The sequence below is a fragment of the Marivivens sp. ABH4_498 genome, from assembly GCF_056160585.1.
Genome location: NZ_JBSWXL010000003.1, coordinates 78,799 through 91,883, shown reverse-complemented (window position 1 = coordinate 91,883; position 13,085 = coordinate 78,799). Strand labels below are relative to the sequence as shown.

The 13,085-nt window shown below is 61.8% G+C and carries 13 protein-coding genes; 7 read left to right on the top strand and 6 right to left on the bottom strand.

Features of this window, described 5'->3' with window-relative positions; genetic code table 11:
* Nucleotides 1-93 precede the first annotated feature (93 nt).
* The 5 genes from ACXAGA_RS07760 to ACXAGA_RS07740 are packed head-to-tail and all read right to left on the bottom strand — an operon-like array spanning nucleotide 94 to nucleotide 5,486.
* Nucleotides 94-1,068, bottom strand: coding sequence for a sugar ABC transporter substrate-binding protein (locus ACXAGA_RS07760; protein ID WP_475116917.1), 975 nt, complete (start codon nucleotides 1,066-1,068; stop codon nucleotides 94-96).
* Between the two features lie 26 nt (nucleotides 1,069-1,094).
* Nucleotides 1,095-2,072, bottom strand: a complete 978-nt coding sequence (locus ACXAGA_RS07755) for an ABC transporter permease (RefSeq protein ID WP_475116916.1) — start codon at nucleotides 2,070-2,072, stop codon at nucleotides 1,095-1,097.
* A gap of 14 nt (nucleotides 2,073-2,086) precedes the next feature.
* The gene (locus ACXAGA_RS07750; protein ID WP_475116915.1) at nucleotides 2,087-3,079 is read right to left on the bottom strand and encodes an ABC transporter permease; all 993 of its coding nucleotides are present in this window, start codon (nucleotides 3,077-3,079) and stop codon (nucleotides 2,087-2,089) included.
* On the bottom strand, nucleotides 3,076-4,602 hold the full coding sequence (locus ACXAGA_RS07745; protein WP_475116914.1) for a sugar ABC transporter ATP-binding protein: 1,527 nt from the start codon (nucleotides 4,600-4,602) through the stop codon (nucleotides 3,076-3,078). Before ACXAGA_RS07745 ends, ACXAGA_RS07750 begins: the two co-directional genes overlap by 4 nt.
* Complete coding sequence (locus tag ACXAGA_RS07740; RefSeq protein WP_475116913.1) at nucleotides 4,599-5,486, bottom strand: arginase family protein; 888 nt, start codon at nucleotides 5,484-5,486, stop codon at nucleotides 4,599-4,601. The genes ACXAGA_RS07745 and ACXAGA_RS07740 overlap by 4 nt, the downstream gene beginning before the upstream one ends.
* A 333-nt stretch (nucleotides 5,487-5,819) precedes the next feature.
* On the opposite strand from ACXAGA_RS07740, the gene ACXAGA_RS07735 reads away from it, so the two are divergent.
* Nucleotides 5,820-6,746: a helix-turn-helix domain-containing protein gene (locus tag ACXAGA_RS07735; RefSeq protein WP_475116912.1), complete on the top strand. Its 927-nt coding sequence runs from the start codon at nucleotides 5,820-5,822 to the stop codon at nucleotides 6,744-6,746.
* 100 nt (nucleotides 6,747-6,846) lie between these two features.
* Entirely contained in the window at nucleotides 6,847-7,191 is a 345-nt protein-coding gene (locus ACXAGA_RS07730; protein WP_475116911.1) for an EthD domain-containing protein, read from the top strand.
* A gap of 51 nt (nucleotides 7,192-7,242) precedes the next feature.
* Here ACXAGA_RS07730 and ACXAGA_RS07725 read toward each other — a convergent pair whose 3' ends face one another.
* Nucleotides 7,243-8,610: an aminotransferase-like domain-containing protein gene (locus tag ACXAGA_RS07725; protein ID WP_475116910.1), complete on the bottom strand. Its 1,368-nt coding sequence runs from the start codon at nucleotides 8,608-8,610 to the stop codon at nucleotides 7,243-7,245.
* A gap of 273 nt (nucleotides 8,611-8,883) precedes the next feature.
* On the opposite strand from ACXAGA_RS07725, the gene ACXAGA_RS07720 reads away from it, so the two are divergent.
* The 5 genes from ACXAGA_RS07720 (at nucleotide 8,884) to ACXAGA_RS07700 (ending at nucleotide 13,084) form a co-directional block, all read left to right on the top strand.
* Entirely contained in the window at nucleotides 8,884-9,366 is a 483-nt protein-coding gene (locus ACXAGA_RS07720) for an MSMEG_0572/Sll0783 family nitrogen starvation response protein (RefSeq protein WP_475116909.1), read from the top strand.
* A 95-nt stretch (nucleotides 9,367-9,461) separates the two neighbouring features.
* A complete protein-coding gene (locus tag ACXAGA_RS07715; RefSeq protein WP_475116908.1) occupies nucleotides 9,462-10,457 on the top strand; it encodes a Nit6803 family nitrilase in 996 nt (331 codons plus the stop codon).
* Nucleotides 10,450-11,586, top strand: a complete 1,137-nt coding sequence (locus ACXAGA_RS07710; RefSeq protein WP_475116907.1) for an MSMEG_0568 family radical SAM protein — start codon at nucleotides 10,450-10,452, stop codon at nucleotides 11,584-11,586. The genes ACXAGA_RS07715 and ACXAGA_RS07710 overlap by 8 nt, the downstream gene beginning before the upstream one ends.
* On the top strand, nucleotides 11,583-12,134 hold the full coding sequence (locus ACXAGA_RS07705) for an MSMEG_0567/Sll0786 family nitrogen starvation N-acetyltransferase (protein ID WP_475116906.1): 552 nt from the start codon (nucleotides 11,583-11,585) through the stop codon (nucleotides 12,132-12,134). The genes ACXAGA_RS07710 and ACXAGA_RS07705 overlap by 4 nt, the downstream gene beginning before the upstream one ends.
* Complete coding sequence (locus ACXAGA_RS07700; RefSeq protein ID WP_475116905.1) at nucleotides 12,131-13,084, top strand: sll0787 family AIR synthase-like protein; 954 nt, start codon at nucleotides 12,131-12,133, stop codon at nucleotides 13,082-13,084. Before ACXAGA_RS07705 ends, ACXAGA_RS07700 begins: the two co-directional genes overlap by 4 nt.
* Nucleotide 13,085: the final 1 nt, after the last annotated feature.

Sequence of the window (13,085 nt, the reverse complement as noted above, 5' to 3'; positions counted from 1 at the left end):
TCGCCCCCCCCGTGCGCGCACTTACAAAACAACAAAAGGCAGCGACTGACGCCGCTGCCTTTTGCCTAGTCGGTCAGGGGAAAACCGCGCAAATCATCTGGTCGGCCATGGCTGGCAAACCTCGTCCACGTTTTCCGCTGTCACCATCGGGTGCGGCACGTAGACCGACTTGGGCATCTCGGCGCCCGAGAACAGATCGACCATGGACTGAACAGCATAGGTGGCTTCGTCCACGGGCGATTGCAGGACGGTGCCGTATTGCAGGCCCGCCTTGATGTTCTTGACGCCGACAGGCTCGCAGCCGTCCCCGATCATCGCCATCTTGGAGGGATCAAGCCCCGCACGTTCAGCCGCGATCAGAACGCCCTGCATCATGATGTCTTCGGCGGCATAGACCCCGACGATCTCGTCACCGAACTTGGTGAACAGACCTGCGGCGGCCTGCGTCGAGGTGCCCGTGTCCCAATTGCCGGGCTGAGCGCCGAGGATTTCGAGATCGGGAGCGATCTCGGCCAGCGTTTCGGTAAAGCCCTGGGTCATCGAAATGGTCTGGGCCTGACCCACATAGCCGGTGATCAGGAATACGCCGCCTTCGAGCGGCTTGCCCTGCGCTTCGAGCGCCTGAACCATCAGCTGCGCGGCTTTCGAGCCGCGTTCCTCATAGTTGCCGCCTGTGTATTGCACCCACAGGTCCTCGCGCGCCTGATCGGGTTGCACGTCGGTCAACAGCAGCGGAATGCCTGCCCGCTCGATCTTGCGCATAGCGGGGAACAGCGCGGTGCCATCGATAGTCCACATCAGGATCGCATCGGGCCTTTTGGCAATCGCTTGATCGACCTGCGTGGCCTGCTGGGCGGCGTCGAATTTGTTGGTCACGACTTCCAGCTCGATGCCTTGCTCTGCGGCAAGCTCACGGATCTGGTCGTTATAGACCGCGCAGTATTCGCAGATATCGTCGGCACCGAGAAAGATCACTCTTTTGCCTTCGGGACCATCTGCGGCCAAGGCAGAAGAGGCCAGAACAGAGCCGGTCAAAAGCGCGCCAAGTGTGGATTTGATAATGTTCATCTACATGTTTCCTGTTGGTTGAGAGGTTATTTGGTTTTGATTTGGGACAGTTGGGCGCGGGCCAGTCGGGCCTGCAGCCATGTTGCCGGAGCCCCTCCGGCGAGGACCGCGACCAACAGCACTGCGCCGTTGAACAGCAAGATCGCGGCCGAACTGGCACCGATGAGCCCCAGCCCGTTGTTGAGAACGGCAAGCACCAGCACACCGATGGCCACCCCAAAGGGACGCCCGACCCCGCCCGAGAGCGCAACGCCCCCAAGGATCGCAGCCGAAGCCGCCTGAAGCAGCAGGTTCGCGCCAAAGGTCGAGGACGCCCGCCCCAGAGTGAACGCCAGCAATGCCCCCGCCAGCGCGGCGAACACACCGCTGAGCACAAAGCTGGTGACAATGGCGCGGTCCACATCGGCCCCTGCCATACGGGCGGCCTTTCGGTGGCTGCCCGAGGCGATGATGTCGCGGCCAAGGCGAGTGAATGCGAGCAGCAGACCCGTGGCGAGAAACATCACCAGAGTGATGATCGAGCGCAGCGAAAAGATCCCAAGGTAGTCCATGTTGAACGCATCGGTGAGGTCGTAATTGGCAAATGACACGGCCTGCCCGCCTTCCAGCCAGACCGCAAAGCCCGACAGCAGGATCATCACGCCAAGCGTGGTCACCAGCGAGGACACGTCGAGACGCAGAGTCACGAGACCATTGAACAGGCCGACTCCCGCGCCAAAGAGCATCGCCACGCCAAAGCCAAGCAAAGCGTTATCAGCCCCGAGCTTGAGTGTGATAAGACCCGACACGGCGACCATCGCTCCGCCCGACAGATCGAACTCCCCTGCAAGCATAGTAAGCGCCAGACCCAGCGCCACCAGTCCGAGCAGGGCAAAGTTTTCGCCGAGCGAAAAGATATTGCCCGCCGACAAGAAGTAGGCATTCGCCGAGGTAAAGCCGATGGCCATCAGCCCCAGCAGGAACCAGCGTAAAGCGAGCAAAGGGTTTTGAAGGAGTTTGAGCATATCTGTGTCCTGTTTCAGCGGCTCTTGCGCGGCAGCAGCGCCCCGGCTGTCACCGCGACAAGCACCGCGAGACCTTTGACCATGAGCTGGATTTCGTAGGAGAAGTTGTTGATCAGCAGGATGTTGGTCAGCACCGCAAGAAACAGGGTGCCCGCCGCCACATCAATGATACGCCCGCGCCCGCCGCCGATGGCGATCCCGCCGACCAGCATCGCGGCAATGGCACTGAAATCAAGATCGGCCCCGACCCGCAGGTTGCCCGTGCCTGACTGCGCCGCGATCAGCGCGCCTGCCACAGCGGCCCCCGACCCTGCCAGCATGTAGGATAAGATGACCATCCGCGTGACCCGCAGGCCCGCCAGTTCAGCAACATCGGCATTGGTACCGCGCAGACGCAGCTCCCATCCGGCGCGGGTGCGCTGCATCAGCACTTCGCCAACAATCACGACCACGGCAAAGATCACCGCCTGCCACGGCACGCCCGCGACCACGGCGCCACTGCCAAGCCATGTGGCTCCGCCCTCGGCCAAAACGGTACGCCCGCCCGAAACCCACGTGGCCGCGCCCGCGATCAGGGAACTGGCGGCGATGGTGGTGATGATGGCGTTGCAGCGCATCCAGCCGACGACCAGACCTTGGCCCAGTCCAAATAGCAGACCCAAACCCAAGCTGATGGCCAGCGCGGGCAAGACGCCCCAGCTTGAGGCCCAGATGAAGACGATGGAGGCAAAAGCTGCCGTCGCGCCCATCGACAGGGCAAAAAGGTTGCCCGAGAGGGTGACACAGGCCAGACCGACCGCCGCGATTCCGACCGTGGACGCGGCAAAGAGGATCGACGAAATGTTGGAGGCCGTGGCGAAGTTTTCGACAAACAGGCAGGCGAGCGCAAACATCACCAGCGTTGCGATCTGGATCACTGTGGCCTGAACACGGCTGGGGCCGAACAGGGCGGACAGGCGCGCCGCTGGAGCGGCGGGCCGTGCGTGGGAAAGCGTTGCCGCGCTCATGCTGCGACCTCCTTTTCGGTTTGGGTTTTGGTGTCGGGGCCGTGCAGGATGTCGTGAAGGATCGCATCGGCATCCATATCGCGGCGCAGGGCATCGCGGACCAAAGCGCCCCGATAAAAGGTCACGATCCGGTCAGAGGCATCGAGCACCTCTTCGAGATCGGTTGAATAGAAGATGATGGTCAGCCCCTCGGCCGCTGCAAGTTTGCGCAGCTGGCTGTAGATTTCCGAGCGCGCACCAATATCGACGCCGCGAGTCGGCTCGTTGAGTAGCAGCAATCGCGGCCCAAGCGCAGCGGCTTTGCCGAGCGAGACCTTTTGCTGGTTGCCGCCCGACAGGGTCGACACATCATCGGGAATCCGCGCGGGGTCGATGGCGAAGGCTTTCGCCAGAGCTTCGGCTTTGCGCTGCACCACGGAGCCGATCATCCACCCCTTGCGCGACACCTGACCCAGGATCTGCGACACGAGGTTGGTGCCGATGGGCGCCTCTAGGAACACCCCGTGTTTGGCGCGATCCTCGGAGACATAGGCGATGCCTGCACGGTAAGCTTCGGCTATCCCGCGCGGGGTGCTTTCGACCCCGTCGAGCGACACGCGGCCAGTGACATGGTGCAGTCCTGCGATGCTTTCAAGCAGCGCATCCGCCCCCGATCCAAGCTGGCCGACAAGAGACACGATCTGTCCGGGCGGCACATCAAGATCGACAGGCGCGAATGATCCCGCACGGGTGAAACCGCACAGGGAGACCCGCGGTTCCACGCCCATGCGCTCATGACTTGGGGCGATTTCCCCCGTCACGATTTCATGGCCGATCATCGCCTCGACGAGGGAGGCATTGGTCAGATCGGCGGTGTCGGCGGTCAGCACATGCTGACCCGAACGCAGCACCGTCACGCGGTCGGTCAGCGCGAAAATCTCGTTCAGACGGTGGGAAATGATGACAATCGTGGTGCCTTGCGTGGTCTTGAGATTGCGCAGCACGGCAAAGACCTTTTCGATCTCGCCATCCGACAGGGTCGCAGTCGGCTCGTCGAGCAGCAAAACCTTGGCACCGCGCGCAATCCCGCGCGCGATCTCGACCAGTTGGCGTTCGGCCAAGGGCAGCGTTTCGGCCAGCGCGCCCAGATCGACATGAGCCAGACCCACGGAGTCGAGCACCGCCCGCACATGATCGCGGAAATCGCCACGGCGGTAGATTTGGCCAACCTCCCGCGCGCCAAGCATCACGTTGTCTAGCACGCTCAGATGCGGGATGATCGACAGTTCCTGATGCACGATCGATAGCAACGCAGGATCAACGGGCGTGCCCAGTTCGATCATCATCCCGTCGATACCCAGCTCGCCCGCGTCGGGCATGACAAAACCGCCAAGGATTTTGACCAGCGTGGATTTACCCGCGCCGTTTTCGCCGCAAAGGCCGTGGATTTCACCGGGGTAAAGTTTGATGTCCATGCCGCGCAGGGCACGCACACCACCGTAGCTTTTCTTTAGCCCGCAGGCCGTGAGGATTGGGGCGATCATTCCGCCTCCGATCCGCCGACCAGCGGCAGGTCTTTCAGCACATCGGCCAGATCAATCATCTCCCACGGCAGGAATTCGGTGATCGCCAATCCCACGACATCAGCCTCTTCGGCCACACCGCGCAACATTGTGACGACTTCAGGCAGGTCCAGCTTGCCCGTGGCGACCTCGTCGAACGCCCCCTCGGGCACATGCGGGCTGTTGAACAGCAGGTAGTCGCGCCCCTCGGGGGTCAGCACATCAAGGTCAAAGTGCACCGCGATCTTGCGCGCGCCGCTGGCCTTTACCCAATCGAGCACAGCCTGCGGATTGGCGCGAAACGCCTGCGGGTCGATGTTGGTCATCGCGCGCGCGGCGAGATACTCGCCCTCGAAATCCATCATATCGTTGACGCCGACATACAGCACCTTGGCGGGATCGACGGGGCGTGAAACGTATTTGACGAAATCCGCATCACCGTCGCCCAGCAGCATCGCCAGCACATGGGCATGGGCGTGGCTGAACTGGCTTTTGTTCATGATGTCGGGGTGGGCATCGACCCATATCACCGCCAGATCATCTCCGTATTTTTCGGACAGGTAGGCAATCGGCGCAAGGTCGACGAGGCAGTCACCGCCCACGCTCATCACCGTATCGGGCTGGTGTTTGGCGATGGCCTCCACCGCGCCCTCTAACTGGGCGAGCAAAGCCGCCCGCGATTTGATCCCATCCTGCTCTGAACGGTCCGCGCCCGCCTCACAGGGAACGGCAACGGTTTCGACCGCCCCGATCGGATCGGGCAGCAACGCATCAAGCACCTTGGCCCCGATGCGATAGGCAGGCAGATCGCCGCCTTGCCATTGCGGCATCACCAAACGCAGGGAGGTGAGGGGGGAATTGGTCATGTCGTCTCCGTCTTCAAAACTTGTGGCTTAAAGATCAGACTGAACTGGAAAGGGGCGGATCGCTCGGCTCGAGCCGACAGATTTTCGGACTCAACGGCCAAAGTCGCACTGCAGGGCCACGCGAGTCACATTAGGCGCCGCGTTGGACCATAGCCGTGCCGCCGCGCACAAACCGCCCCCAAAACGCACAAAAAATAGGCAGCAATCAAGGGGAACGCACATCAATGCGGCAAAGGTTAACGAAGATAGATCGAAAACCCGACCATCCCCTCGCGCGCGCCCTGCCCCTTGCCCAAAGGTGAGAGAGTGATCCGAAACCAAAGAAGATCAGCTATGCAACACCTCAGCACAAGCCACCTGTCGCCCGCATCCCAGTATGATTTCTGGCATTCTATTGTGGAAGATTCCTTCGCGCACTGCGACGGGATCGCGCCCAATCGGCGCGCTTTCAACGCCGAAATCGACATCGCGCGCTGCGGAGAAAGCGAGCTGACATCGCTGAGATCGGACGCCGTGCGCTACCTGCGCTCCGAGCGACATGTCAAGCGATGCGATACCGACGCGTTCTTTATCTCCATCATGCTCGAAGGCGGCGGCCACTTTCGTCAGAATGACCGCGCCGTCAATCACAGCCCCGGCACGGTACTGATCTATGACTCCGCGCGCCCCTACGAATATGACTACCCCGGTACCTATAAAACCGCGCTACTGCGTGTGCCGCGCCACATGATGGATTCGCGGATGCTCGGCGTGCGTGAACTAGGCGGCTCGCTTCTCAGGGCGGACAAGCCGCAAGCCGCCTTGATCTGCGGACTTGTGACCAACCTGCTAGACACCGCCCGCATCGGCGATCTGCCCGAACAGTTCATCGCGCCGACCCTTGATTTGGTCGCGGGCGCATTCGGGCTGGGAAATGAACTGTGCGACGTCAAAGGCCCGAACGACAAACTCAACCGAATCAAAGCGTTCATGCTCGACAATATGCGGCAAGAAGATCTTTGCGTGGCCGACATCACCGAGGCGCACCATATCTCGGCCCGCTCTCTCGGACGTCTGTTTGCAGCCGAAGGGACGACCCCCATGGGCTGGCTGCGCGACCGCCGCCTGATCGAAGCCCACACCATGTTGTCCGAGGGCCGCGTGAGTTCCGTCACGGATGCAGCCTATGACTGCGGTTTCCGCGACCTGTCCTATTTCGGGCGGGCGTTCAAAAAAACCTACGGCAAAACACCGCGACAGGTGCACAGCCTGCGCCACTGACACTGACCTGACCGTCACGCACCACAATCTGACCGTTCAAGACGAGCGCCGCCCGTTCACGCGTGAAAAGCTGATCAAGACAGCAGCTCAGGAGAATGCCATGTATACCGTTTGCTACATCATGAAACGCAAACCCGGAATGTCGCTAGAAGACTTCCTTGCCTACTACCGCGACCAACACGGCCCGCGCATGATCGAACTGTGTAAGGACAAGGGGATGATCTCTTACGAACACTTCCCCGTCGCGCCGCAGGAAAAGGGTCGCTATCTGGCCGAAGGTGGTCCCGCCTATGATGCCGTGTCCGTCTACACCTTTGAAAGCGAAGAAAAGGCAGAAGCCTGCTGGGCCATGCCCGAAGTGATCGAAGACAGCGAAGCCTTCATCGACTTCGACACCATCGTCACCCTGCCCGCCGACCGACGCACGGTGTTTATGTTTGGCTGAGACCTGTGTGGGGGGGGGGGGGAGCCGCTCCCCCTACCACTCACCTATCTTTCACCCCATAAAGTTTTCGAGCGAGAGCGCATTGCCGAGCATGTGCAGGTTCTCGCGCAACATGTCGCGGGATTGCGATCCGCCCAGACTGACCCGCAGGGCCTCGGCGGGGGTGCCCGCAACGGTGAAGGCATCCGAAGGCATCAGCCCCAAACGCCGCCCCGCGAACCGCGCCACGACATCGGCGCGGCCCAGCCCCTCGGGGAGGGTGAGCCAGATATTGAACGCATTGGGCGCGGATTTGAAATCGAACCCGTCGAGCGCCTCGGCGGCAATCGCCTGACGCGCCGCGCTTTCGTAGCGGATAAATCGGCGGATAGAGTCGGCGGTGCCGTCTTCGATCCAGTGCGTGGTCAGAGCCACCGATATCGGCGAAGGCATCACAGAGAGAGCGCGAATGGCCTGCGCCAGACGGAACGAGCATTTCACAGACGGCGCCACCGTAAACGCCAGCCGCAGCCCCGCGCCGATGCATTTCGCCAGCCCGCCGATGTGCCACGTCAATTCGGGAGCCGACAGGGCAATCGGGGCGGGCGCGCGTTCGGGGATAAACCCGTAGGCGTCATCCTCGATCAAGGTCAGGTCATGGCGGCGCAGCACTTCGGCCAAGGCCAGGCGCCGCGCTTCGGGGATCGTCAGGGTGGTCGGGTTCTGCAATGTCGGATTAAGGTAGAGCGCCTTGGGCCGATGCTCTGCAATCGCCGCTTCCAGCGCCTCGGGCGTCACCCCCGCCTCATCCATGTCCAAGCCGATCAACTCGACCCCGAACCGCCCCGCGATGTTGCGCAGGCCCGGATAGGTCACCGCCTCGCATAAAATCCGATCACCGGGTTTGGTGATGATGCTTAGGATCGCGGCCATCGTCGCATGGGCGCCGGGGGTTACGGCGACACGCTCCAGCGAAGGGATCATCCCGCGCTGCGACAGCCACGTCGACGCGGCCATGCGATCGCGCTCTGTTCCGATCGGCGATTGATAGCGCAGCAGGTCCACGAGGTTCGTCGAGACATAACACAGCGCATCCTGCATCCGAGCGCGCAACTCGGGGTCCGTTGGCTCGGGCGGCATGTTCATCGACAGGTCTTCGGCCGCTGCGCGCTCGGGATCGGGCACGGCGCGGCTTTTGGGCGCGCTCACGAAACTGCCCCGCCCGACATGGCTTTCTATCAGCCCGCGGCTCTGTGCTTCGGTGTAGGCACGCGAGACGGTAGTGAAATCAATCCCGAGCGCTGCGGCCAGTTTGCGCTGTGGCGGCAGACGGTCGCCTTGCTTGAGCCGCCCCTCGTCAATGTCACGCGCCACCGCATCGGCAATCGCCAGATAGCGCGGCAGCCCGTCCGCCATGTCCTCGGGAATCCAGTCAATCATGTGTCACCTCTTGGTCTGTGACCTTGATACCAATTGATTCCCGAAATTGAAGGGGCATTGTATGGATTTGCGCCATTTCGTTTCAATTTAGACACGCACCACACAGAAAAGACTTTCAAAACCGCTTACGAGACAGGCGGCCACCCCCCGATTGCGCAAAATTTATGCATACAATTCGGAATTATTAACATTTATTGTATGCACATTGAACTGCTAATTGATTGCATCAATGTCGACTGCCCATCCTGATCCTACCAAATAACGGAGGGCAACATGCCGAAGGTAACAAAAGAAATGCACAAAGACGGAGATTTCTTCGTCGATTATGAAGAAAAAGTCTTTGAAGACGTCAAAGCAGACGAAGGCGAGAAAGCGCTGGTCACCTTCCACACCGTGGCCTTCGAAGGCTCCATCGGTCTGGTGAACATTCTCAACGCCATCCGCCTGAACCGCAAAGGCTACGAGACCTCCATTCTGCTTTATGGCCCTGGCGTCACCCTTGGCATCCAGCGCGGTTTCCCGACCATCGGCGACGAGGCTTTCCCAGGCCACCAGAACTTTAACGCCAACCTCAAAAAGTTCATGGACGAGGGCGGCAAGGTTTATGCCTGCCGTTTCGCGCTGCAGGCACTCTACGGCCACGGCGAACATTCCCTGATCCCCGGCATCACGCCGATCGCGCCGCAGGACGTGCTCGACTGCATCCTTCTGCACAAGAAAGACAACGCCGTCATTCTTGACACTTGGACCGTCTGATCGGCTGCAAAACCGATTGACACCCAATGGCCGGGCCGCTCGTTCCCTGGCGGCCCGATCCCAAAACCAAACCGCACAGCACGAAAGAGCCACCCATGAGAACCGACGTCATTCGTGCCGCCGCCGTCCAGATCGCCCCCGACCTGACAGGCCGCGCAGGCACCATCGATCGCGTGATCGCAGCGATCAACGAAGCTGCTGACAAGGGCGCAGAGTTTATCGTCTTCCCCGAGACCTTTGTTCCCTACTATCCCTATTTCTCTTTCGTCCTGCCGCCCGTCCAGCAGGGCGCCCCGCATCTTGATTTGATGCGCGAGGCGGTCGTCGTCCCCTCTCCCGAAACCAAGGCCGTCGCGGACACCGCCCGCAAACGGGCCGTGGTGGTGGTGCTTGGCGTGAACGAGCGCGAGCATGGTTCGCTGTACAACACCCAACTGATCTTTGACGCCGACGGAACACTGGCGCTCAAACGCCGCAAGATCACCCCGACCTACCATGAGCGCATGGTCTGGGGTCAGGGCGATGGTGCTGGGTTGAAGGTGGTCAACACCAAGGTCGGCCGAGTCGGTGCACTGGCCTGTTGGGAGCATTACAATCCGCTGGCCCGCTACGCGCTGATGACCCAGCACGAAGAAATCCACGCGGGTCATTATCCCGGCTCTTTGGTCGGCGATATCTTCCGCGATCAGATCGAAGTCACCATGCGCCATCACGCGCTGGAATCGGGCTGTTTCGTGGTCAACTCCACAGGCTGGCTGACCGAAGAGCAGATCGCGCAAATCCATCCAGATCCCGCCCTGCAAAAGGCGATGCGATCGGGCTGCATGACCTGCATCATCAGCCCCGAAGGCCGCCATCTGGCCGATCCGCTGACCGAAGGCGAGGGCATCGTGATCGCCGATCTGGACATGAAGCTGGTAGCGAAACGCAAACGGATGATGGACAGCGTCGGCCACTACGCGCGGCCCGAATTGCTCAGCCTGCTGCATGACACCCGCCCCGCCAAAACCCGTCACGTGATCGAGCCCGCACCGAGTGAGGCAGGCGATGCCCCGATCCCCTTCGAAGAAATGGAGGCCGACAATGGCTGAACTTGCCCCCTCTGATCTGATCAACGAATTGCAAACCCACGGCATGCGCCTAGTCGATCCCAAAGCGGGCCACGAAAGCCGCCGGGGCGGCGCAGGGCCGTCTGACCACAAGGCGATCACGATCGGCGAAAAGACGGTGATGATCCCCGTGCACACGGCTCCGAGTTTCGACAGCCCCTATCTGGTCGAGAGCCCCGACGCCTCTGGCACGGCCCGCGTGCTAAAGGGTGGCGACGAGGTTGCCAAAGTGCGATTTCCCGCCCGCGCGAAATTCTATGACCTAAGCACGGCGGACGGCATTCCCTACAGCCACATCGCCACGCTGCATTCGCGCGATGTTTTGGCCACCACTGTTCTGCAAACCTGCATCCGCTACGAGAGCCGCAAAAAGACCTGCCAGTTCTGCTCGATCGGGCAATCGCTGGCCGCAGGCCGCACCATTGCGCATAAAACGCCCGCGCAACTTGCCGAGGTGGCCAAAGCCGCCGTAGCACTCGACGGGGTCAAGCATATGGTTCTGACCACGGGCACCCCCTCAGGCAAGGATCGCGGCGCGCAAGTTCTGTGCGATAGCGCCCGCGCCATCAAGGCGGCCGTCGATTTGCCGCTTCAGGGGCAATGCGAGCCGCCCGAGGATGACGCATGGCACCAGCGCATGTTCGATGCGGGCATCGACACGCTGGGCATGCACCTAGAAGCGGTCACTCCCGAAGTGCGCCAGCGCATCATGCCGGGTAAGGCATCTGTCCCGCTTGAGAAATATTTCTCCAGCTTCGAGGCGGCGGTCAAAGTCTTTGGGCGCGGTCAGGTCTCGACCTATATCCTTGCGGGTCTGGGCGACACGGCCGAAGCCATTTTGGAGATGAGCGAGAAACTCTGCGCCATGGGGGTCTATCCCTTCGTCGTGCCGTTTGTGCCGATTTCGGGCACGCCGCTGGAAAGCCACCCTGCCCCCTCCGCTGACTTCATGGCCTCGATCCTGCGCCCCTTGGGCGAGATGGTCGCAAACACGGGTATCCGCTCCGAGGATATCAAGGCGGGCTGCGGCAAATGCGGGGCCTGCTCTGCCCTGTCGATGTATGAAAAGTTGCGCACCCCCAAATCCACCCCCACGGAGCTACGCGCATGATCGAAATCGAACCCCGCGCCTTCCATTGCCCTGGATACTACATCCGCGCCGCCTCCAAACCCTTTGAAGCACGCGGAGCCGCCGCGCTGCGCCGCCGTGTTTTCGTCGAGGAACAGGGCATTTTCACCGAGAACGACCGCGACGACATTGATCTTGTGGCCACCCACCTTGTCGCGATATCGACCTACGCCCATGAAGCCGACCAGATCGTCGGCACCGTGCGCATTCACGAGGAAACCCCAGGCGTGTGGTGGGGGTCGCGTCTGGCCGTGGACCGCGAATTCCGCGCGGTCGGTCGGCTCGGGGCCGAGTTGATCCGCCTCGCCGTATGCACCGCCAACGCGCACGGCTGCACCCGCTTTCTTGCCCATGTGCAGGCCCAGAACGAAGTGCTGTTCAAACGCCTGCGCTGGAACCCGCTCGACCACATCGACCTTTACGGCGTTCCGCATGTGAAAATGGAGGCCGATCTGGCCGCCTATCCCCCCTGCCCTGACCCCGTTGCGGGCTGGTATCTCCGCAATCCCGCCAAAACGGTCGCCGCATGAGCGGGCTATCGGACATCGCACAGGCCCTGCGCGCGCACCCATCGATCCGCTCAAAACTGGCGATCAGGTCTGCCACCGCACAGCTTGGCCTGACGGCTGCCAGCACCGGCAAACCCGGAGATGATGCCGCGATCCTGCCGCGTCTTGACGGGTTCGACCTCATCGCGGGCGAAGGCTTTATCCCAGCCTTCATCGCCGATGATCCGTGGTTTGCGGGCTGGTGCGCGGTGATGGTCAACCTCTCTGATATCGCCGCCATGGGGGGCACCGCCCGCGCCATCGTCGATCAGATCTGGGCCCCCGATGCTCAGGCCGCTGTCCCCATGCTGGACGGGATGAAAGCCGCGTCCGAGGCCTATGGCGTCCCGCTGGTCGGCGGGCACACCAACTTTGCCGCGCCCGATCTTGGACTGGCGGCCACAGTGCTTGGCCACACGCGCCGCCCCATCACCAGTTTCGAGGCCCGAAAAGGCGATGTGCTGATCACAGCCATCGACCCGCGCGGAAGCTACCGCAACTTCGACAACTTCTTTGCCGCGGGGAACGCCCCCGCCGAGCGTTTGCGCGCCGACCTCGCGCTTCTTCCCGAAATCGCAGAAGCGGGACTGGTAACGGCGGGCAAGGACATTTCCCAAGGCGGGATCATCGGCACCGCGCTGATGCTCGCCGAATGCTCGGACGTGGCCATCACCCTAGACGTGGACGCGCTTGCCGTGCCGCAGGGCATTCCCCCCGAGCGCTGGCTGCGCAGCTTCCCCAGCTTCGGGTTCTTGCTCAGCACCGAACGCGACAATGCAGACGAGCTTTGCGCCCGGTTCCGCGCGCGGGACATCACCGCATCGGTGATCGGCGAGGTCAGCGGCGGTCACACCGTCGCCCTGCGCAGCGGCGCCGAAACCACCCTCTTTTGGGACTACGCCGACACCCCCTATCTCGACCTAGGAGCCTGAC

Excerpts from the sequence above, each read along its gene's own strand:
- ACXAGA_RS07730 (WP_475116911.1), top strand. The coding sequence starts at position 6,847 with ATGTATACCGTTTGCTACATCATGAAACGCAAACCCGGAATGTCGCTA.
- ACXAGA_RS07715 (WP_475116908.1), top strand. The coding sequence starts at position 9,462 with ATGAGAACCGACGTCATTCGTGCCGCCGCCGTCCAGATCGCCCCCGAC.
- ACXAGA_RS07750 (WP_475116915.1), bottom strand. The coding sequence starts at position 3,079 with ATGAGCGCGGCAACGCTTTCCCACGCACGGCCCGCCGCTCCAGCGGCG.
- ACXAGA_RS07745 (WP_475116914.1), bottom strand. The coding sequence starts at position 4,602 with ATGATCGCCCCAATCCTCACGGCCTGCGGGCTAAAGAAAAGCTACGGT.
- ACXAGA_RS07710 (WP_475116907.1), top strand. The coding sequence starts at position 10,450 with ATGGCTGAACTTGCCCCCTCTGATCTGATCAACGAATTGCAAACCCAC.
- ACXAGA_RS07700 (WP_475116905.1), top strand. The coding sequence starts at position 12,131 with ATGAGCGGGCTATCGGACATCGCACAGGCCCTGCGCGCGCACCCATCG.
- ACXAGA_RS07735 (WP_475116912.1), top strand. The coding sequence starts at position 5,820 with ATGCAACACCTCAGCACAAGCCACCTGTCGCCCGCATCCCAGTATGAT.
- ACXAGA_RS07760 (WP_475116917.1), bottom strand. The coding sequence starts at position 1,068 with ATGAACATTATCAAATCCACACTTGGCGCGCTTTTGACCGGCTCTGTT.
- ACXAGA_RS07755 (WP_475116916.1), bottom strand. The coding sequence starts at position 2,072 with ATGCTCAAACTCCTTCAAAACCCTTTGCTCGCTTTACGCTGGTTCCTG.
- ACXAGA_RS07705 (WP_475116906.1), top strand. The coding sequence starts at position 11,583 with ATGATCGAAATCGAACCCCGCGCCTTCCATTGCCCTGGATACTACATC.
- ACXAGA_RS07740 (WP_475116913.1), bottom strand. The coding sequence starts at position 5,486 with ATGACCAATTCCCCCCTCACCTCCCTGCGTTTGGTGATGCCGCAATGG.
- ACXAGA_RS07725 (WP_475116910.1), bottom strand. The coding sequence starts at position 8,610 with ATGATTGACTGGATTCCCGAGGACATGGCGGACGGGCTGCCGCGCTAT.
- ACXAGA_RS07720 (WP_475116909.1), top strand. The coding sequence starts at position 8,884 with ATGCCGAAGGTAACAAAAGAAATGCACAAAGACGGAGATTTCTTCGTC.